General features: G+C 61.9%; 18 protein-coding genes. 9 read left to right on the top strand and 9 right to left on the bottom strand.

What is annotated here, in order from left to right; genetic code table 11:
- Positions 1–163 precede the first annotated feature (163 nt).
- Entirely contained in the window at positions 164–1,360 is a 1,197-nt protein-coding gene (locus tag BMZ35_RS03215; RefSeq protein WP_093090813.1) for a pyridoxal-phosphate-dependent aminotransferase family protein, read from the top strand.
- Here BMZ35_RS03215 and BMZ35_RS20850 read toward each other — a convergent pair.
- Both BMZ35_RS20850 and BMZ35_RS03210 read right to left on the bottom strand, forming a co-directional pair.
- A complete protein-coding gene (locus BMZ35_RS20850) occupies positions 1,357–1,530 on the bottom strand; it encodes a hypothetical protein (protein ID WP_165609990.1) in 174 nt (57 codons plus the stop codon). The genes BMZ35_RS03215 and BMZ35_RS20850 overlap by 4 nt on opposite strands.
- Positions 1,531–1,606: 76 nt before the next feature.
- Positions 1,607–2,710 (bottom strand): pyridoxal phosphate-dependent aminotransferase, encoded by a 1,104-nt coding sequence (locus BMZ35_RS03210; RefSeq protein WP_093090811.1) that lies wholly within the window; start codon positions 2,708–2,710, stop codon positions 1,607–1,609.
- A gap of 120 nt (positions 2,711–2,830) precedes the next feature.
- Here BMZ35_RS03210 and BMZ35_RS03205 point away from each other — a divergent pair, with 120 nt between their 5' ends.
- Positions 2,831–3,622, top strand: coding sequence for a crotonase/enoyl-CoA hydratase family protein (locus BMZ35_RS03205; RefSeq protein ID WP_093090809.1), 792 nt, complete (start codon positions 2,831–2,833; stop codon positions 3,620–3,622).
- Between the two features lie 86 nt (positions 3,623–3,708).
- Here the strand turns inward: BMZ35_RS03205 and BMZ35_RS03200 are convergent, their stop codons facing one another.
- Positions 3,709–4,035, bottom strand: coding sequence for a DnaJ family domain-containing protein (locus BMZ35_RS03200; protein WP_093090807.1), 327 nt, complete (start codon positions 4,033–4,035; stop codon positions 3,709–3,711).
- A 38-nt stretch (positions 4,036–4,073) separates the two neighbouring features.
- Positions 4,074–7,211, bottom strand: a complete 3,138-nt coding sequence (locus BMZ35_RS03195; protein ID WP_093090805.1) for a valine--tRNA ligase — start codon at positions 7,209–7,211, stop codon at positions 4,074–4,076.
- Between the two features lie 141 nt (positions 7,212–7,352).
- Here BMZ35_RS03195 and BMZ35_RS03190 point away from each other — a divergent pair, with 141 nt between their 5' ends.
- Positions 7,353–8,303 carry a zinc transporter ZntB gene (locus tag BMZ35_RS03190; RefSeq protein ID WP_093090803.1) on the top strand — a complete coding sequence of 317 codons (951 nt, stop codon included), beginning with the start codon at positions 7,353–7,355 and terminating at the stop codon, positions 8,301–8,303.
- Here BMZ35_RS03190 and BMZ35_RS03185 read toward each other — a convergent pair.
- Both BMZ35_RS03185 and BMZ35_RS03180 read right to left on the bottom strand, forming a co-directional pair.
- Positions 8,300–8,926: an HD domain-containing protein gene (locus BMZ35_RS03185; protein ID WP_093092520.1), complete on the bottom strand. Its 627-nt coding sequence runs from the start codon at positions 8,924–8,926 to the stop codon at positions 8,300–8,302. The two genes, BMZ35_RS03190 and BMZ35_RS03185, sit on opposite strands and share 4 nt — an antisense overlap.
- Positions 8,926–9,804 (bottom strand): phytanoyl-CoA dioxygenase family protein, encoded by an 879-nt coding sequence (locus tag BMZ35_RS03180; protein WP_093090801.1) that lies wholly within the window; start codon positions 9,802–9,804, stop codon positions 8,926–8,928. The genes BMZ35_RS03185 and BMZ35_RS03180 overlap by 1 nt, the downstream gene beginning before the upstream one ends.
- A gap of 102 nt (positions 9,805–9,906) precedes the next feature.
- Here BMZ35_RS03180 and BMZ35_RS03175 point away from each other — a divergent pair, with 102 nt between their 5' ends.
- Entirely contained in the window at positions 9,907–10,797 is an 891-nt protein-coding gene (locus BMZ35_RS03175) for a LysR family transcriptional regulator (protein ID WP_093090799.1), read from the top strand.
- On the opposite strand, the gene BMZ35_RS03170 is transcribed toward BMZ35_RS03175, so the two are convergent.
- The gene (locus BMZ35_RS03170) at positions 10,794–11,231 is read right to left on the bottom strand and encodes an Lrp/AsnC family transcriptional regulator (protein WP_093090797.1); all 438 of its coding nucleotides are present in this window, start codon (positions 11,229–11,231) and stop codon (positions 10,794–10,796) included. The genes BMZ35_RS03175 and BMZ35_RS03170 overlap by 4 nt on opposite strands.
- Positions 11,232–11,338: 107 nt before the next feature.
- Between BMZ35_RS03170 and BMZ35_RS03165 the strand changes: the two genes are divergently transcribed.
- The 3 genes from BMZ35_RS03165 to BMZ35_RS03155 all read left to right on the top strand — a co-directional run bounded on the left by BMZ35_RS03165 (position 11,339) and on the right by BMZ35_RS03155 (position 15,918).
- On the top strand, positions 11,339–12,469 hold the full coding sequence (locus BMZ35_RS03165) for a type III PLP-dependent enzyme (RefSeq protein ID WP_093090795.1): 1,131 nt from the start codon (positions 11,339–11,341) through the stop codon (positions 12,467–12,469).
- Positions 12,470–12,545: 76 nt separating this feature from the next.
- A complete protein-coding gene (locus BMZ35_RS03160) occupies positions 12,546–14,843 on the top strand; it encodes a xanthine dehydrogenase family protein molybdopterin-binding subunit (RefSeq protein WP_093090793.1) in 2,298 nt (765 codons plus the stop codon).
- Positions 14,821–15,918 carry a DUF2235 domain-containing protein gene (locus BMZ35_RS03155; protein ID WP_093090791.1) on the top strand — a complete coding sequence of 366 codons (1,098 nt, stop codon included), beginning with the start codon at positions 14,821–14,823 and terminating at the stop codon, positions 15,916–15,918. The genes BMZ35_RS03160 and BMZ35_RS03155 overlap by 23 nt, the downstream gene beginning before the upstream one ends.
- A gap of 8 nt (positions 15,919–15,926) precedes the next feature.
- Here BMZ35_RS03155 and BMZ35_RS03150 read toward each other — a convergent pair whose 3' ends face one another.
- A complete protein-coding gene (locus tag BMZ35_RS03150) occupies positions 15,927–16,526 on the bottom strand; it encodes a thymidine kinase (protein WP_093090789.1) in 600 nt (199 codons plus the stop codon).
- Between the two features lie 284 nt (positions 16,527–16,810).
- Here BMZ35_RS03150 and BMZ35_RS03145 point away from each other — a divergent pair, with 284 nt between their 5' ends.
- Complete coding sequence (locus tag BMZ35_RS03145) at positions 16,811–17,269, top strand: hypothetical protein (RefSeq protein WP_093092518.1); 459 nt, start codon at positions 16,811–16,813, stop codon at positions 17,267–17,269.
- Between the two features lie 4 nt (positions 17,270–17,273).
- The gene (locus BMZ35_RS03140) at positions 17,274–18,149 is read left to right on the top strand and encodes a helix-turn-helix transcriptional regulator (RefSeq protein WP_093090787.1); all 876 of its coding nucleotides are present in this window, start codon (positions 17,274–17,276) and stop codon (positions 18,147–18,149) included.
- 399 nt (positions 18,150–18,548) lie between these two features.
- On the opposite strand, the gene BMZ35_RS03135 is transcribed toward BMZ35_RS03140, so the two are convergent.
- Positions 18,549–19,670 (bottom strand): beta-ketoacyl-ACP synthase III, encoded by a 1,122-nt coding sequence (locus tag BMZ35_RS03135; protein WP_093090785.1) that lies wholly within the window; start codon positions 19,668–19,670, stop codon positions 18,549–18,551.
- Positions 19,671–19,776 lie beyond the last annotated feature (106 nt).

The raw sequence follows: 19,776 nt of genomic DNA, 5'->3' as shown, positions 1-19,776 counted from the left end.
TACAGCCCGGGCACGGGCAAAACCAGAGGCAAAGGGGTGGGTGCCGGTTTTTAGGACGGTTTCCGCGGAAAACCTCTTTCGCCCGTGTGGCGGGTTATTGACGCCGGTTTATGTGGGGATAGTGTCTGTCCTATCACTCTTAACAGCGCAAGGAGTCGGGTTCATGGATCTGACGCAGGGACGTTCCTATCTCGCCATTCCCGGCCCCTCCGTGATGCCCGAGGCGGTGTTGCGCGCAATGCACCGTGCTGCGCCCAACATCTATGAAGGGGAACTGATCGACCTGACCTACGGTCTGATTCCGGATCTGAAGATGGTGGCAGGGACCAGGCATCACGTGGCGATCTATATCGGCAACGGGCATGCGGCATGGGAGGCGGCGCTGGCCAACGTGATCTCTCGCGGAGAGAAGGTGCTGGTGCCGGCCTCGGGGCGGTTCGGGTACGGCTGGAGCGAGATCGCAGAGGGGCTAGGTGCCCAAACGCAGATCATTGATTTCGGGCGTCAAAGCCCGATTGATTCCGAACGGGTGGCAGATGCGTTGGCCGCCGACACTGGCCACGAGATCAAGGCCGTGCTGGCGGTGCATGTGGACACGTCGACCTCGGCACGCTCTGACATTGCCGCGTTGCGCAAAGCCATGGACGCCGTGGGGCATCCGGCACTGTTGATGGTGGATTGCATTGCGTCGCTGGGCTGTGACCGGTTCGAAATGGATGCCTGGGGCGTGGATGTGATGGTTGCGGCCAGCCAGAAGGGGCTGATGGTGCCGCCGGGACTGGGGTTCGTGTTCTTCAATGACAAGGCGGCGGCGGTGCGCGAGTCAATGCCGCGCGTAAGCCGGTACTGGGACTGGACACCGCGCGCGAATCCCGAGTTCTATTACCAGTTGTTCTGCGGCACGGCGCCGACGCATCACATTTATGGGCTGCGTGCCGCGCTGGATATGATCAAGGCGGAGGGGCTGGAGCATATCTGGGCGCGTCATGAGATCCTGGCGCGGGCGATTTGGGCGGCTGTGGAGGCGTGGGGGCAGGATGGTCCGATGCGGCTCAACATGGCCGATCCGGCGCATCGCAGTCACGCGGTGACGTCCCTGCATCTTGGTGCACCGCATGGCACGGTGCTACGGCGCTGGACACAGGATCAGGCGGGGCTGACGCTTGGCATCGGGCTGGGTATGTCGACCGACGCGGATCCCGCAGGTGACGGGTATTTCCGGTTCGGTCACATGGGGCATGTGAATGCGCAGATGATCCTTGGGCTTCTGGCGACGGTTCAGAGCGGGCTTGTGGCGTTGAGTATTCCCCACGGGCCGGGTGGGATCGAGGCGGCCTCGGCGGTGATTGCGGGCGCCTAGGGGCGCCCGGAAATACGGTTGATGCCGGCGTTCAGGATCGCGGCGAACACCATCACGGCGGGTAGGCCCCAGAGCACCCAGAGCACGCCGAATATCCAGAGCAGGTTGACGAACCCCATCACCAGGCAGGTGGTGGTGTAATCCTCGACACGCTGGATCGGGCGGGACATGGGCTTTCCTCCTTGGGCAGAAGGATAGCGCCGTTTCGTGTGCGGGGCGGCAAATTTTTCGTGAGCAGGCGTGAAATCAGCCGAGTTCCGCCAGTACCTCTTCGAGCGCGGCGTCGAACAGGGCGAGTTCGTGTTCCGGCCCGCAACTGATGCGGATGCAGCGGTTCTGGGGGGCGACGAAAGGCATCCGCACGAATACGCCACGCGCCACGAGACCGTCGAGAATGGCCTTGGCATAAGCGCCGTCACGGCCGCAGTCGATTGCAACGAAATTGGTGGCCGAATGCAGAGCGGTGAGCCCGTATTTGGCGGCGATATCGGTGATCGTGTCGCGCGCGGCCGCGACCTTCGCGCGGGTTTCTTGGAGCCAGTTGGCATCTTGCAAGGCGGCCAGCGCCCCGGCCTGTGCGGCGCGGTTCATACCGAAATGGTTGCGGATCTTTTCGAAGGCGCGGATGAAATCGGCCTGCCCAAGTGCATAGCCCACACGGGCGCCCGCCATGCCGTAGCCCTTGGAGAAGGTGCGCATGCGGATCACGCGGGGATCGTCGATCGACACCGGCGCGGCGGTGCCCTCGGGGGCCAGTTCGACATAGGCCTCGTCGAGCACCAGAACGCAGCCTTCGGGGATAGCGTCGAGCTGGGCCACGATGTCGGCGCCCTTGCACCAACTGCCCATCGGGTTATCGGGATTGGCGAAGTAGACCAGCTTGGCGTCGACCTCGGCAGCCTTGGACAGCAGCGCGGGCAGGTCTTCAGAATCGCCGTGATAAGGGACCGTGTGCAGCGCGCCGCCGAAACCTGCGACGTGGTAGTTGAAGGTAGGGTATGCGCCGAGCGAGGTGACCACCGAGTCGCCGGTTTCGATCAGCAGGCGCACGAGATAGCCGAGGAGGCCGTCGATGCCTTCGCCTACGACGATGTTCTCGGGGGCAACCGCATGAAAATCGGCAAGCGCATGGCGCAGATCATGGCTTTCGGGGTCGCCATACATCCAGATATCAGAGGCCGCGCTCTGCATGGCGGCGATGGCCTTGGGCGAGGGGCCGAAGATGTTTTCGTTGGCGCCCAGACGAGCGTCGAAGGCACGGCCCATGTTTCGTTCCTGGGCTTCGGGTCCGACAAAGGGGACGGTGGCGGGCAGGCTCTGGGCGAGCTTGGTAAAACGGGGTCCGGTCATGCGCGTGAATTTGGCGCAATGGCCGTCAGGCGGCAAGCGAGAAATGCCCCGACGTTAGAGTGGATTTTGGCGGCAGTCCTTGTGAGATTGGGGCAACGACGCTTTGAGAGGGAGGCATTCATGGCCCGCGTATCGGTTGAGATTGAAAACCACATTGCCCGCGTGACGCTGACGCGGGGGGACAAGATGAATGCGCTGGACCCGGAGATGATGCAGGCCATCGTCGATGCCGGGGAAAGCCTGATGGACAACGAGGACGTGCGGGTTGTCGTGCTGTCGGGAGAGGGCAAGGCGTTTTGCGCGGGGCTGGACGTGATGTCGTTTGGCATCCACGCCGGAAGCGACCCTGTCGAATTGTTGATGCCGCGCAGCCATGGAAACGCCAACCTGTTCCAGCAGGTGGTTATGGTGTGGCGCAAGTTGCCAGTGCCGGTGCTCTGTGCGCTTCAGGGTGTGGCCTATGGTGGCGGATGCCAGATCGCGCTGGGCGCGGATGTGCGCTTTGCGGCGCCCGATACCAAGATGGCGGTGATGGAGATGAAATGGGGAATCGTGCCGGATATGGGCGGGATGGCGCTGTTGCCGCATCTCACCCGGTCGGACGTGATCCGGCGGCTGACCTATACGGCGGCACCGTTTGATGCCGCGCAGGCGCTGGACTGGGGGTTGGTCAGCGAGATTGCCGAAGATCCGGTGGCGGCCGCGATGGCGCTGGCCGAGGAGATTGCAGGCAAGAGCCCGTCGGCCATTCGCGCGGCCAAGGCTCTGATCGGGTTTGCCGAAGAAAACAAGGGCGATCCGGATGCCGTGCTGCTTGAGGAGAGCCGGGTGCAGTCCACCCTAATGGGCAAACCGCACCAGATGGAGGTGATTGCCGCGAACCTGCAAAAGCGCAAGCCGAATTTCGGGTGAAGCAAGGGGGCCAACCCCCTGGTTTGAAAATGTAGGCATTTTCAAACTTACCCCCGGAGTATTTGCGGAAATATGAAGAGGCGGAGCTATTTCAGGAACTTGCGGTAGGCTTCGCGTTCGACGTTATAGGCGAGTTCCAGTTCAGCGATGCGGGCCATGAGGCGCTTCCTGTCCGCCGGATCGGTGGCGCTCCGCCAATCCTTGCGGGCCTGCTCTAACTGTTCCTTGAGCTCAAACTCTCGCGGGACCACACCGGCCTGGGCCATGATGCGATGACCGGCCGCAATGGCCGGGTCTTCGAGCGCGTGGCGCGGGGGCAATGGTTTGCCCGCGCCTTCGAGATCGGCGAGCTGGCCTTCGGCTTCGGCTTTCTTGATCTGGCGTTCGATCAGGTTTCGAAAAGAGCGCATCATGCCGTCATTATAGGCATGATGCTCGGCTTTTCACAGGCTCAGTCGAGTTCGGCCAGCTTGTCCAGCGCGGCCTTGAGCTTTGCCTCTTCCTCTTCACGGGCGGCGAGGTTTTCGCGGGCTTCTTCAACCACCTCGTCCGGAGCGGAGGCAACGAACTTGGGGTTGTTGAGGCGTCCGCGCAGGCCGCCGAGTTCCTTGGCGAGTTTGCCCAAGGTCTTTTCAAGGCGTGCTTTTTCGGCGTCGATGTCGATGATGTCGGCCAGCGGGAGACCAAAGCTGCCGCCCTCGACCGCGACCGTGATCGAGCCTTTGGGGAACTCGGCCGCTTCGGTCAGGCTGTCGATGCGCGCGAGCTTCATGATCAGCGCCTCGTTGCGGGCCCACGCCTCTTTGCCAGCGGCGTCAAGCTCGCTCACCAGCATCGGGATCTTGAGGCCTGCGGGCACGTGCATCTGGGCGCGGGCCGAGCGCACGTTGTCGATCACCGAGATCACCCAGTTCATTTCGCGATCTGCGGCTTCATCAACAAAATCAGCAGCTTGGTAGGTCGGCCAGTCGGCGTGCACCAGCATCTGCTCGCGGTCTCCAAGGTTGCCCCAGAGCTCTTCGGTGATGAAGGGCATGATCGGGTGCAACAGGATCAGGCACTGGTCGATGACCCAGCGCATGGTCGACTTGGTTTCGGCCACGACAGCGGCGTCTTCGGAGGCGAAGAGCGGTTTGGAGAATTCCAGATACCAGTCGCAGACCTTGCCCCAGACAAAGGCGTAAAGCGCGTTTGCCGCGTCGTTGAAGCGGTAGTTTTCGAGCGCGTCATCGACGGTTTCGCGAACCTTGGCGGTTTCGCCGATGATCCATTTATTGGCCGTTTGGGCCACGTCGGTATCACGTCGGTATTGCGTCGGTATCACGTCGGTATCGAACACGCCGTTCATCTCGGCAAAGCGCGCGGCATTCCAGAGCTTGGTGCCGAAGTTGCGGTAGCCCGCGATGCGCTGCATGTCGAGTTTGAGCACCCCCCCGAGCGCGGCCATGGCCGCCGAGGAGAAGCGCAGCGCGTCCGCACCGTATTCGTCGATGATTTCCAGCGGGTCCATGACGTTGCCGGTGGACTTGGACATCTTCTTGCCCTTGGCGTCACGGACGAGGCCATGCAAGTAGACCGTGTCGAACGGGATGTCGTCGACCACCGCGAGTTGCATCATCATCATGCGGGCGACCCAGAAGAACAGGATGTCCTGTCCGGTGACGAGGGTCGAGGTCGGGAAGTATTTCTCCAGCTCCGGCGTCTTGTCGGGCCAGCCCAGCGTGCCGATGGGCCAGAGGCCGGAGGAGAACCATGTGTCGAGCACGTCGGGGTCGCGCCAGACCGGGTAGACCAGCTTGGTCGGGTCCTGCGTGACCTCGTATTCTGCCAGCGCGGCGGCAAAGGCGTGCACGGCGGCGGCGCGGTCTTCGACCTCGATCACGGTTGCATGGTTGAGCGGGGTCGGCAGGGCGGCTTCGACATCGGCAAACTGGGCTTTCACCGCTTCGAAATTATGGGCGCAATGGTGGCGCTCATCCCCGAGCAGCAGTTTCTGTTCAGAGAGCAGGCGGCCCATTTCCACGAGATCCAGCGTGCCGTCGCCTTCGTCATCGACAAAGCCGTTGGCCGAAAGGTCAAAGCCATACCAGACCGGGATCTGGTGTCCCCACCAGAGCTGGCGCGAGATACACCAGGGTTCAATGTTTTCGAGCCAGTGGTAATAGGTTTTCTCGCCCGACTCGGGGAGAATCCTGACCTTGCCCGAACGCACGGCGTCGAGCGCGGGGCCGACAACCTTTTCGGCGTCGACGAACCACTGATCAGTCAGCATGGGTTCGATCACCACCTTGGAGCGGTCGCCAAAGGGCTGCATGATCGGCTTGTTCTCGACCAGCGGAATCTCTTCCGGCTCACCCTCGGCCCCGGCGGCGGGGTTGGGGATCATTACCGCGAGACCTTCTTCGGTGATCTGGTTGATCACGGCGGTGCGTGCGTCGAACCGGTCCAGCCCGCGCAGATCATCGGGTACGAGGTTGATGGCGTCGGCCTCGTTCTCGGTGAGGCTGGCTTCGCCCTTGGCAACGGCCATGGCTGTGGCGGCGTCTTCGGCATAGGGTTTGCCGTCGGCGCGCATGTGGCCCTTGGTGTCCATCAGGCGGTACATTGGGATGCCGCCGCGCTTGGCGACCTGGTAGTCGTTGAAGTCATGCGCGCCGGTGATCTTGACCGCGCCCGAGCCGAAATCGGGGTCGGGGTATTCGTCGGTGATGATCGGGATCAGGCGGCGATGTTCCTTGGGGCCGACCGGGATTTCGCAGAGCTTGCCGACGATGGGCGCATAGCGTTCATCCGAGGGGTGCACCGCAACGGCGCCATCGCCCAGCATGGTTTCGGGGCGGGTCGTGGCGATGGAGATATAGTCGCGCTCCTCGGTCAGGATCACGTTCCCGTCTTCGTCTTTTTCAACGTAGGTATAGGTCGCGCCACCGGCGAGCGGGTACTTGAAGTGCCACATATGGCCGTGGACTTCGATGTTCTCGACCTCGAGGTCCGAGATCGCGGTCTCGAAATGCGGGTCCCAGTTCACGAGGCGTTTGCCGCGATAGATCAGGCCCTTGTTGTACATGTCGACAAAGACCTTGAGCACGGCATCGTGGAAGTTGCCGCCGGCCACGTCTTCGGGCGCGCCGGGGGCGCCGGACATGGTGAAGGCTTCGCGCGACCAGTCGCAGGAAGCGCCAAGACGCTTCAATTGGTTGACGATGGTGCCGCCGGACTGCGCCTTCCATTCCCAGACTTTTTCGAGGAACTTCTCGCGGCCCAGTTCGCGGCGCGAGGGCTGTTGGTCTTCGGCGAGCTTGCGTTCCACAACCATCTGGGTGGCGATGCCGGCATGGTCGGTGCCGGGCTGCCAGAGCGTGTCAAAGCCCTGCATCCGTTTCCAGCGCATCAGGATGTCCTGAAGCGTGTTGTTGAAGGCATGGCCCATGTGTAGAACGCCGGTCACGTTCGGGGGCGGGATCATGATGCAATAGGTCGAGGCGCCGGGCTTGGCATTGGCACCAGCGGTGAAGCAGCCCGCCTTTTCCCAGGCTTCGTAGAGACGGCCTTCGGCTTCGGCCGCGTTGAAGGTCTTTTCCATTGCCATTTTTCTTGATCCAGCTTGGTGTTCAGGTTGGATGATCCATTATCGAATGGCGCGCCCAAGGGAAAGGTCGTGTGCCAAATTTCTTGACCTGGCCGAGGCAGGCAGGGAGTTTGGAGGAAAGCAAGCCGGAGGGCCGAAGACATGACCGCGATCAAGGTGTTTCAGTTGGACCGGTTGGGGCATGTGCGAGGCGACGGGGCCGGCGAAGGGTTTGTCTGGAAACATGCCGACCTAGCGGTAGAGGGCGCGCGCGATGCGCTTGAGGCGCTTGGTCTGGATCCTTTGGTGATGCAGGCGTTGTTGGCAGCAGAGACGCGGCCGCGCTGCACGGTGCATGGGGCGGGGGTTCTTATGAACCTGCGCGGCGTGAACCTGAACCCCGGCGCAGAGCCCGAGGATATGGTGTCGTTGCGGTTGTGGTTGACGGCGGATCTGGTGGTGAGCGTGCAGTTGCGCCAGTTGCGGGCGTTGACGGATGTCGTGGAGGCGGTTGAACGCAATCAGGGGCCGGAGGGGCCAGCGGACCTAGTGGCGCAGCTTGCGCTGCGGTTGGCGGATCGGGCCGAGCCGGTGGTGGCGGGGCTCAACGAGAGTATCGACGGGCTGGAGGATCGCGCGCTGGACGGCAGTGTGCCGCCGTCGCGCGCGCAGCTGGCCGAAATCCGGCGGGCTGCGATTGTGTTGCGCCGCTACATGTTCCCGCAGCGCGATGCGCTGAGCACGCTGGAGATCGAAACGCTGCCATGGGTGCGGTCCCAGGATCGCTCTCGGTTGCGGGAGGCGACAGAGCGGGTCACGCGTTTGGCCGAGGAACTGGATGCGATCCGCGACAGGGCACAGTTGGTGCAGGACCAGATCCTTGACCAGCGTGCCGAGGCGATGAATCGCCAGATGTTGATCCTGTCCGTGGTGGCGGCGCTGTTCCTGCCGCTGGGGTTGATCACGGGGTTATTAGGGATCAATGTCGGCGGGATGCCGGGGGCTGAAACGCCTTGGGCCTTTTGGGCGGTCTGCGCGATCCTGGGGGTGACGGCGGTGTTTCAGCTTTGGTTCTTCTGGCGGATTGGCCTTGTGGGCGGCAAGCGGGACTAGGCCCCGCGGCGTCGGGCGGCTTCGGCGTCATTGACCAGCGGTTCGCGGGTGCCGGGGCGGATCACTTCGGGGTCGTAGGGTTTGCGGGCAAAAACCTCGCGTACCATCGGGGCGAAGAATTCGAGCGGCAGGTCTTCATAGTCGGGATCAAAGGACGCCTGATCCCAGCGTTCGCAGAATTCGGCGTTGTCGTCGAAATAGGGGTGGCCCTTGTGCCGGTCGCGTTTGTTCTGATCGAAACCGTCAAGGTGGTGACCATAATAGAGCATCTGGAAGTCGCCATGAGTCTGAACCACCCAGGCGCATTGCTCGCGCACGAAAGGTTTGAGGATCGTGGCGGCGTATTCGTCGTGATTATAGGGCGCGTAGATGTCGCCAATGTCATGTAAAAGCGCGGAGACAATCCAGTCGATATCGGCTCCGTCGCGCCACGCGCGGGTGGCGGATTGCACGGAATGGCCAAGACGGGTGATCTGGTAGCCCGACAGGCTTTCGTCGAGCTCGACAAGGGCCTTGAGGAGCCGGTCGGCGGTGTGGCGCGTGTGGTCGATCTCGTGGGCGGTCAGGAATTCGTACTCTTCCTTGGTGCCGTCCTTCATCCGGGTGAAGTTGACCTTGTCCATCATGCGTAGAGTCCTTTTCTGTTGTCCGCGCCCTTCATCGTCGCCTGTGCCTGAGCCGAACGGATTTCCTCGTAAAGGGCAAGGCTTTCCGGTGTGAATTGCGCGCGGGGTGGGGCGTAGTTGATGAAATTTCCGATACGGTCGGCGCCGCGGGCGAGCATGGCATAATCCTTGTCCGCGACCTGTTGGGCGACTTCTGGCGTGACGTAGCGGATCACGGCGGCGATGCGGCGGTCATCGCTCGTGTTGGGGCCAGAGCCGTGGATTGTCAGCCCGTGATGCAGCGACATCTGGCCGGGGTGAATCTCGATGGGCACCTTGTCGGCCTCGGCCACGTCGACGCGCACTTCCTGTCCACGCGAGAGCAGATTCTCTTCGGAAAAAGTGTCTTCATGGGGCAGGATGGCGTTCTTGTGGCTGGCACGCACGAAATCCATGCAGCCCGATTGCGGTGTCGCAGGGGAGAGCGCCAGCCATGCCGTGACCAGCCCGTCGATCGCGCCCAGCCCCCAATAGGTGAGGTCCTGGTGCATACCGACCATGTGGCGTGTGCGCGGTTCCTTGATAAAGAATTCGACCCCGTAGATCAGGATATCTGGCCCGATCAGTCCCTCGACAATATCAAGGATGCGCGGGTCTGCGCCGATGCGATGGGCCAAGGGCATGACACATTGAGCGTTGACCCGTTTGTAAGTGTTGAGCGGCAAAGGCAGACCTGCATCCAGCCAGTCGCGTTCCAGGTCTTCCAGTTCGGCGCGCAAGGTTTGGGCCTCGTCCGGGGCCATGACCGGGAGCGGGAACAGGAAACCGTCCTCCCAGTATTGGGCGGTTTGGGCGGCAGAGAGGTGACCATTGGTCAAGGGCAGGGAAGGAATCATGAGGACCTCCGGCTGGGTGATGATCTGAGGCTAGTGCGGGAAGCGCGATTTGCAGCACGGCGGCTCTTGCCTCAGAGGCTAAGCTGAGCTTAGCCTGCTGGGATGGAGAGCCGTATTCCTTCGCTGAACTGGCTGCGCGTGTTCGAAGCCGCCGCGCGTACCGAGAGCTTTGCGCGCGCCGCGCAGCAGTTGAACATGTCCGCAGCCGCCGTCAGCCAACAAGTGCGTGCGCTGGAAGACCGGCTTGGCGCGCCTCTGTTCTCGCGCCATGCACAGGCGGTGCGGTTGACCGAGGCGGGGCGGGCCTATCTGCCCCCGGTGCAGCAGGCGTTGATGACACTGGAAGAGGCCACCGAAGGGCTTTTTGGGGCGGTCGGCGGGCAGGGGCTTTACCTGCAATCGGTGCTGATCTTTGCCCATGGGATACTCACCAAGGGGTTGGCCGAATTCGAGGCGCAGCATCCGGGGATTTCGGTGATGCTCAGCACCGGAAATTCAGCGAGTGATTTTCAGCAGGGGTTCAGCGATCTCAAGATCATCTTTGGCAACCCGCATGAGTATGGGCGTGAGAGTGATCGGATCATGGGGGAGTGGTTGATCCCCGTGGCGCCGCCGGATGTGGCGCGCCAGATTGCCCATGCGGGCGACCTGTTGGATTGGCCGCTGATCGAGGTGGGCACACATCGTTCCGGTTGGCGGCAGGTTTTGGAAACGGCGCGGGCGCGGCCCGGAGCGGGGCGGATGGTGCATGCGGATAACACGTTGATGGCAATGGCAATGTCCCGCGCGGGACGCGGGATTGCCCTCGCGCGGACACCTGCGAGCGACCTTGAAATGCAAGGGGCCGGGCTGGTGCCATGCCTGCCCGGGTTCGAGGTGCAGGGCAGCCAAGCTTATTATCTGGTTTACGACAGCCTGAGCGGTCTGCGCCCGCCCGCGCGGCGGTTTCGCGACTGGCTTTTGGACTGGGTGCGCGCGCAGGGGTGGGCTTAGGCGCGGCTGCGCGAGAGCTTGGTGCTCAGGTGGATCAGGCTTTCGGAACTGCGCACGCCCTTGGTTTCACCGATCCGGTCAAGGGTTTCGTCCAGTTCGGTGGTTGATTCGGCGGCGATGCGGACGATCAGGTCGACCCGGCCCGAACAGGTGTGTACCGATTCGACGGCAGGCAGGGTCTTGAGTCTTTGAAGCACCGACGGACCGGCACGCAGCTCGATCGACACGAGGGCGGTGGCCCGGATGCGCGGGCGCGCCATTTCCCCAAGTTTAAGGGTGTATCCGGCAATGGCGCCGCCTTGTTCAAGCCGGTCGATCCTGGCCTGAACCGTGGTGCGCGCAAGGCCGAGCTGGCGGGCCAGCGTGGCCACGGGGGCACGCGCGTTTTCCGATAGAAGTGTGAGCAGTTTGCGGTCGATTTCGTCAAGTTGCATTTGTGTTTCGTCACTTTGCCGAAAAATTCCCGCCTATTTACCATATCAGCACGTGAAATCGACTGAAAACTACCTGAGTCTGAAAAGAAACAGGACGTGAGGCAGATATGCGCAATCAACCGGCCCTTTGGCCTTCTCCCACTTGGCATCTCAAGAAATTCCAACCCGATGATCCGATCTTGTACTTTTCACCGGATGTTTTGCAGGCGACCGCGCGTCGGTTCGAAGCGGGGTTTGACGGGCTGGTGACCTATGCGGTCAAGGCCAATGATCAGGCGGCAGTGCTCGATAACCTCGTAGGGGCCGGGCTGGGGGCGTTTGACGTCGCCTCGCTGAGCGAGATGGAAAAGGTGCGGCAGGCCAAGGCGGATGCGGTGTTGCACTACCACAACCCGGTGCGGTCGGTGGCCGAGATCGCCGGGGCGGTGGGGCATGGCATTGCGAGCTGGTCGGTGGATTGCCCGTGCGAGTTGGACAAGCTGGCCGATGTTCCACGGCATTGCACCGAGATCGCGGTGCGCCTGCGGATGCCGGTGCCGGGGGCAGCCTATGATTTTGGTGAGAAATTCGGAGCCGACCCGGATCAAGCGGTGGCGCTGATGAAAAAGGCGCGCGCGATGGGATTTGATGTTTCCCTGACCTTTCATCCGGGTACGCAATGCGCCGATCCGCAGGCATGGGCGGTGTATATCGTGGAAGCGGCGGATGTGGCGCGCCGCGCGGGCGTGACCTTGAAGCGGCTGAATGTGGGGGGCGGTTTTGCCGCCCATCGCCGGGGGGCGGCCCCTGATCTTGAGGCAATTTTTGACCGGATTGCGTCCGAGACCAATCGCGCCTTTGGTATCGCGCGTCCCGCGCTGGTGTGTGAGCCGGGCCGGGCGATGGTTGCCGAGAGCTTTACATTGGCGCTTCGGGTCAAGGCGGTGCGCGGGGATGCGGTGTTCCTGAATGACGGTGTGTATGGATCGCTGACCGAACTGCGCGACATTGGTGCGCCCGACCGGGTGTCGGTGATGCGCCCGGATGGCGGGGCGCTGGAAGGTGCGATGGCGCAGAAAGTGGTGTTCGGGCCGACCTGTGACAGTATCGACCGGTTGCCGGACCGTATGGCGTTGCCCGAGGGCGTCGCGGAGGGTGATTACGTGATGATCCGGGCAATGGGGGCCTATTCCTCGTCGATTTCGACCGGGTTCAACGGCTATGGCCGACAGGAGATCGTCACCGTCGCTTCTTTGTGAGCGACGGTCCCTCTGGACATGCTGTCCGCGCAGATTACATTCCATGTTAACAATCTGACGCGCGGGGAGCAGGTGCATGGAAAAGTTCGGAAAAAGCCAGCCGGTGCGGCGGGTCGAGGATTCGCGGTTTCTGACCGGGCAGGGGCGGTATGTGGATGACATTGCGCCCAAGGACGGGCTGCATGCGTTTTTCCTTCGCTCGCCGGTGGCACATGCAGAGATCACGGAACTGGATGTCAGCGATGCGGTTGAGGCCGAGGGGGTGCATTGCATTCTGACGCAGGCCGATCTTGAGGCGGCGGGGCTGGACGCGCGGCTTTTGGGGACGCAGGTCAAGAACCGGGACGGCTCGACCGGGGCCGGGCCCAAGCGGCCTTTGCTGGCCGAGGGCCGTGTGCGCTATGTCGGGGAACCGATCGCGGTGGTGGTGGCAGAAACACTGGCGCAAGCACGTGATGCGGCGGAAATGATCCTGTTCGATTTTGACGATCTGCCCGCGCATGTGGATGTGGCGGCGGGCGGCGAGACGCTGCACGCCGAAGCGCCGGACAACCGGGCGTTTGACTGGGGGCTGGGGGATGAGGCGGCGACCGAGGCCGCCTTTGCCAAGGCAGCGCATGTGATGCGGCTGGAGGTTGGCGACAACCGGGTGATCGTCAATTCGCTGGAGCCGCGCGGCAGCTATGCCGAATGGGAAGACGGACGGGTGCATGTCGCGGTAAACGCGCAAGGGGTCTGGGTGCCCAAGGCGCAGGTGGCCCGGATTTTCGGGTTGGAACCTGAGGAGGTCCGTGTGACCAACCCCGATACGGGCGGTGGGTTCGGCATGAAGGCCATGGTCTATAACGAGCCTTTCGTAATCGCGCAGGCCGCGCGCATCGTCGGGCGGCCGGTGCGCTGGATGGCGGAGCGTACCGAGGCGATGTTGTCGGACAATGCCGGGCGTGACCTCGTGTCGATGGCGGAGATGGCGTTTGACGAGAACCTCAAGGCGATTGCCTATCGGGTGCATACGACCTGCAACCTCGGGGCCTATAACTCGCAGTTTGCCCAAGCCATTCAGACCAACCTGTTCAGCCGGGTTCTCATGGGCGTTTATGACGTGCAGGACACTTGGCTGCGGGTTGAAGGGATCTATACCAACACGACGCCGGTGGATGCCTATCGCGGGGCCGGGCGGCCCGAGGCAATTTACGTGCTGGAGCGCCTCATGGACCGGGCGGCACGCGAATTGGGGGTGGATCCGCTGGAGCTGCGGCGGCGCAGTTTCATTCCGAAAGAGGCGTTCCCGTACAAGACGGCGACGGGGGAAACCTATGACGTGGGTGATTTCGACCGGGTGCTGACACGGGCGGCTGCGTTCTCTGACTGGGACGGGTTTGAGGCGCGTAAATCGGCCAGCGCGGGAAGGGGAAAGCTGCGCGGGCGGGGTTTGTGTTACTATATCGAAAGCATTCTGGGCGATCCTTCGGAAGGGGCGAAGGTGGAGTTCAACGAGGATGGCACCGTGTCGATCTATGTCGGGACGCAAAGCAACGGACAGGGGCATGAGACGGTTTATGCCCAGTTCCTGTCGGATCAGACCGGGATTCCGGCGTATCTGATCGAAGTGGTGCAGGGGGACAGCGACCGGATTGCGCAGGGTGGCGGCACCGGCGGGTCACGTTCGGTCACGGTGCAGAATTCAGCCACGCTGGTGACGGTCGAGAAGATGATCGCGGCCTTCACGCCATTTCTGGCAGAAAAGATGGGGGTCGATCCCGAGGCGGTGCGCTTTGATGATGAGCAGTTCCGCGCCGACGGGTCAAACCTGCATCCGACGATGCTTGAAGCCGCAGAAATGGCCCGGGCCGACGGGCGCGAAGACCTGCTCCGCCACGAGGCGCGCATGACGCTTGAGGCGCGCTCTTTCCCCAACGGGGCGCATGTCGCCGAGGTCGAGATTGACCCCGAGACAGGGCAGGTCACGGTCGACCGCTATGACGTGGTCGACGATTTTGGCAACCTGATCAACCCGATGCTGGCCGAGGGGCAGGTGCATGGCGGGGTGGCGCAAGGCGTCGGACAGGCGTTGATGGAACATGTCGTCTTTGACGAGGATGGGCAGTTGCTGACTGCGACTTTCATGGATTACGCCATGCCGCGCGCCGGGGATTTGCCGATGATCCGGTTCACCACCGAGGCGGTGCCGTCCACGGCAAATGCGATGGGGATGAAAGGCTGTGGCGAGGCCGGGACCGTGGGCGCTATGGCGGCGGCAGCGAATGCGGTGCAGGATGCCTTATGGGAGCACGGTGTTCGCCAGGCGGATATGCCCTTCACACCGCTGCGCGTATGGGAAATGTTAAGGGATGCCTCTCAGACGGCTGCATGAACGACTACTCGGATGGCTTGGTCGACGCGCGAGCGAAGACCATTCCGCAGCCGTTGCGCGTCGCGGACCGCAGACCCATGTGATCATTCTCGATGGCACGATGTCGACATTGGAGCCCGGACAGGAAACAAATGCCGGCCTCACCTATCGCCTTTTGCAGGAGATGGGCGCGGAGGTATCGCTTTACTACGAAGCTGGGGTGCAGTGGCCCGGCTGGCGCCATACGCTTGACGTGATGATGGGGCGGGGGATTAACCGTCAGATCAGACGCGCCTACGGGTATCTGGCGTCACGATACCGCCCCGGAGACCGGATCGTGCTCATGGGGTATTCCCGCGGGGCGTTTGCTGTGCGCTCGCTGGCCGGGGTAATTGACCGGGTGGGGCTGCTGCGGACGGCCTGCGCTACCGAGCGCAATATTCGCACAGCCTATCGCCACTATGAGTGGGCCCCGGAAAGCGATGCCGCCCGTGCTTTCGCCAAGGCTTATTGCCATGAAGGTATCATGGTCGAGATGGTCGGGGTCTGGGACACGGTCAAGGCGTTGGGGCTGCGGTTGCCTATCTTGTGGCGCCTGACCGAGGATCGTCACCAGCATCACAACCACAACTTGAGCCCGTCAGTGAAACACGGGTTCCACGCGCTGGCGCTTGATGAAACCCGCGAAGTGTTCGAGCCGGTGCTTTGGGAATGCCCCGAAAGCTGGGACGGGCGGGCGGAACAGGTCTGGTTTCGTGGGTCACATGGCGATGTGGGCGGCATGCTTGGCGGCTATGACGCGGCGCGGCCCCTGTCGAATATCCCGCTGGTCTGGATGCTGGAAAAGCTGGAAAGCTGCGACGTGCGCCTGCCGGACGGATGGCGCGCGCGTTTCGTGACCGATGCGGACGCGCCTATGGTGGGGACGTGGCGCGGCTGGGGCAAGATGTTCCTGCTGCGCAAGCGTCGGGTCGTTGGGCGGGATCGCTCGGAACGCATTCACGAAAGTGCCCGATCACATGTTGAATCGGGACGTCTTAAGGCCACCGGACCGGATGGATCGCCAGTCGTACTTTCACCTTCGGTGGACGCCTGAAGGCCTGTTCAGGCCATGGTGTCGGACGGCAGGTCCCCCATGGCTTCGCGCCAGTGGCGACGGCAGAGCGAGACGTAGGTTTCATTGCCGCCAATCTGAACCTGCGCGCCCTCGCGCAGCACGGCCCCGGTTTCGTCCTGACGCACGACCATGGTGGCTTTCTTGCCGCAATGGCAGATCGTGCGCACCTCGCGCATTTCGTCCGACAGCGCGAGCAGCGCGGCAGAACCAGGGAACAGCTTGCCTTGGAAGTCGACGCGCAACCCGTAGCACATGACCGGCACGCGCAGATCGTCCACGGCGCGCGCCAGCTGCCAGACCTGATCTTCGGTCAGGAACTGGGCTTCGTCGATGAAGACGCAGGTGACCGGACCTTGAACGAGGCGGGTTTGAAGCTGCGCGAACAGATCCGTGTCCGGGCCGAATGTGTCCGCGTCCTCAGAAATACCAATCCGCGAGGCGATCTTGCCCTTGCCGGCACGATCATCAAACCGCGCGGTCAGAAGGTACGTCTGCATGCCGCGTTCGCGGTAGTTGTGGGATGCCTGCAAAAGCACGGTCGATTTGCCGGCATTCATGGTCGAGTAGTGAAAGTAGAGCTTGGCCATGCGCGCGGTGATAGGACGGTGTTGCGGGCGTGCGCAAGAGGGTTGCTGCGGAAAGTCCCGCCGGGATGGGAGGCGGGCTTTCCTGCAGACGGGAATACGCCTCCCCTGGCGGGATGCAAAGGGAGGCGTACCCGTAGTATCCGGCGTAACAGTGCCGGAAACTCACACATGCCCGCGACGTCACAAGCAATTATTGAATGACAAATCGGGCTTAAGTTATTAATGGGAAAAGACTTGTAACATTCCCCGGTTTTGGGAATGGGTGGTAGACTCGGAGCATGGGTATGGGCGTCGTCGGAAGCTATTTGAAGAAACATTCGGAGGCCCTCGTCAAGGACGTGGGAATCGAGGCGGCGTGCAAGCTGACTGGCAAGTCAAAGGCGACACTGGGGCGCTATTATTCGGCCCATGACGAACACGAAGACCGGTTCATGCCGATCGACGCCGTGGTTGCGCTTGAAGAGGCGGCCTCGTATCCGCATGTCACCGCAGCGCTTGCCGAATTGCAGGGCATCACGCTGTCCCATGACGAACGCCGCCGCAATACCGACGAAAAGGGTGGGGTGAACTCCGATGTGATCGCCCTGAGCCAGCGATTTGCCGTGCTGATGGCGGAATATAGTCAGTCGATCGAAGACGGGATCATCACCGTGACCGAGGCCAAACGGCTTTTGCGCGAGACGGTGGCGCTACAGCAAGTCCTTGTGGACATGAAGCTGCATCTCGAAGAGGAAACGGTCTAGGGCGATGGAGGATGGCCAGAACCGCCGCCCCCTGACAGCAGCCGAACAGTATGTGCCGGAGCTGTTGCAGGAGTTTCTGGTCGGCCTTGAGGCCACGTCGCACTCGGCGGATGTCTGGCGGCTGATTGTCCGTCTGGGGCGGACATTGAACCTGCCTTATATCGACTTCATTTCGGCCAATAACTACGCCGACTGGAAAAAAACACTCTTTATCCGCACCTCTTACGATTCGACCTGGCTCAATGCGGTCAACAAAGACCCGGACCTGGCCAAGTGGTCCTATTTCCGTACGCACGCGATGCACCACCTGACACCGATTGCGGTCGGGCTGGAGTTTGTCGACGAGTACCACCATATCCCCGAGGCGCGCTACAAGGTGCTGCGCGAAGCCGCTTCACGTGGCATCCGTGCCGGCTTCTCGATTCCACTGCGGGTGCATGCGCCCGCGCAGGCCGCGTTAATCACGTTTTCCGGCAATCACAGCAAGCGGGACATGAAGCGGATCATCCAGACGCATGGATGGGTTCTGAATGCCGCTGCGCTGATGGGACATCAGCGCTACATGATGCATTTCGCGGCCGAGTTCGTCGAGCGGAACGCGATTTCCGACAAACAGCGCGAGTTGCTGGAAATGATCGGTGCCGGGTTGCAGGACAAGGTTATCGCGGAACAATTGGGAATTTCAGTGTCTGCGGTGCGTCAGCGTATGAACAACCTTCTGAACAAGACCGGCTTGAGCAATCGCGCCGAACTGGCAGCACTCGCGATGAGTTCCGGTTTGTTGCCCGACCCGCTCAGCCATCGCGGGGAAGGCCGGGATTCTGTGCTGGTGGAAATGGGTGTCTCTGAAAACGGTCCGGGCAAGTTTCGCAGCCGCTAGGGAAAGCCCCGGTTTTTCGGGGGACAAAAAAATTGGGTGTCCCGGATAACCGGAACACCCAGACGTCATGAAATGACCTACAGGAAAACCGATGTGCACGGGTGTGCATCTCGATTGATCCTCTGCACGGGACAGCACAGAGCAGAAGGTGATTGGAGAATTCTCCGCCCGAACGCCCGATCCGCGACCGCCTGGGGATGCAGCCATGTGCGGCTCAAGCTCCTTCCAAAGACGAGATTACCTTAGGGAAGAGTGCGTGTCTGGTAAGGAATCCCAAACTATTGGGTAATGCGTGACTGTTAATTTTGACAGTATTTGCCGAATCCACTGGTGAATTAGACAGTGGCTTGATGCTGGTTGGCATCGCGAATTCGAATCGCCAACCGCAAATGATCCAAATCAATGTCGGCGCAAAAGTACCGAACCGACCGAGTACCCGGCACCGAAGGAACAGATCATGCCGTGTTCGCCCGGAGCGATGTCATCGGAGTATTTCGAGAAGGCAATGATCGACCCGGCGGACGAGGTGTTCGCGTAGTCTTGAAGAATATTGGGTTGCTCATCAGGCTCGGGGCTGCGTCCAAGGACTTTCTTGCCAATGAAGTCGTTCATTGTCTTGTTGGCCTGGTGCAGCCAGATGCGACGCAAGTCATCCTGTCCGATACCTTCGGTGGCAAGGTGATCGAGCATGTGCTGGGACACAAGGGGCAGCACTTCTTTGAACACCTTGCGACCATTCTGCATGAACTGCATGTCGCGGCGATCCTTGAGCCCGTCCGGGCGCGAACGGCGCAGGAAACCGTTATTATTGCGGATGTTGTTGGAGAACTGTGTCGCGCAGCGGGTCGAGATCACTTCGAAATAATCACTCTTGGCGTCCTCGCAGCGTTCCAGAACAGTCGCCGTGGCCACGTCGCCGAAGATGAAGTGGCAGTCGCGGTCGCGCCATTCCAGGTGCGCCGAACAGATTTCGGGGTTCACGACGATGGCCTTGCGAACCGATCCCGAGCGGATCATGTCGGCGGCGGCCTGAATACCGAACGTCGCCGAGGAACAGGCGACATTCATGTCGAAGGCAAAGCCGTTGGCTCCCAGCGCGCTCTGTATTTCGACAGCGACCGCAGGATAGGCGCGTTCCATGTTGGAGGCAGCGCAGATCACGAGATCAATGTCTTCCGCACCGACGCCGGCCTGACCAAGTGCCTTCTGGCAGGCGTCCAGCGCCATTTCGCACATGAGCGAGGGCTCGTCATCGCTGCGTTGGCGCAGGAGCGGGTGCATGACAGTCGGGTCCAGCACGCCCGTCTTGTCGATCACGTAGCGCTGGTTGATGCCGGATGCCTTGACGATGAACTCGGTCGAGGAATGCGGGATCGGTTCCACCGTGCCCGCGGCAATTGCGTCGGCGTTCTGAGCGTTTACCAGATCGGCAAAAGCGTTAAAGCTTTCGACCAACTCGTCATTGGTGATCACGTTTTCAGGTGTGAAGACACCGGTGCCGGTGATGGCGGGCTGGTACATAGAGGGCCTCATGCGGTTCTGGTGGTGGTCAGATAGCACCAGGTTGGCCGGCCGGGTCAAGGGTTTCCGCAGGGTAAGCTGGTGGCGTTTGGCCTTGGTTTGCTGG

This window comes from Shimia aestuarii (assembly GCF_900114635.1).
In the GTDB taxonomy this organism is placed as follows: domain Bacteria; phylum Pseudomonadota; class Alphaproteobacteria; order Rhodobacterales; family Rhodobacteraceae; genus Shimia; species Shimia aestuarii.
This window is presented reverse-complemented; position numbering and strand designations above follow the sequence as displayed.